1 protein-coding gene is annotated in these 245 nt (G+C 66.5%); it reads left to right on the top strand.

Features of this window, described 5'->3' with window-relative positions:
- Nucleotides 1-63: 63 nt before the first annotated feature.
- Nucleotides 64-245, top strand: a 182-nt coding sequence (locus tag CVH10_RS23395; RefSeq protein ID WP_219925065.1) for a hypothetical protein, incomplete at its 3' end; no start/stop codon positions are given.

Here is a 245-nt window from a genome sequence, read left to right as displayed (position 1 = left end):
CGATCCGCACGCTCCGCGGCACCGGCTATGCGCTGAACGAAGACCTGCCGACCGCCGCGTGACGTGACCAAGCGCTCGCGCATCTTTCTCGGCATCCTGCTGATCTACACGGCGGGCATCGCCTTCCTGCTGTACCGCGTCGTGAGCGATATCGACCCGCGCTACCGCGAATCGGCCGAGGAATCGCTGGTCGAGAGCTCGCAGCTGATGGCCAGCCTGGTGGAACAGGACGTGATCGCCGGCGC

The organism is Halomonas sp. ND22Bw, assembly GCF_003011945.1.
GTDB classification, from domain to species: Bacteria; Pseudomonadota; Gammaproteobacteria; order Pseudomonadales; family Halomonadaceae; genus Halomonas; species Halomonas halophila.
Note: the sequence above shows the minus strand (reverse complement) of the source record. Positions and strands in the feature narration are given on the sequence as shown.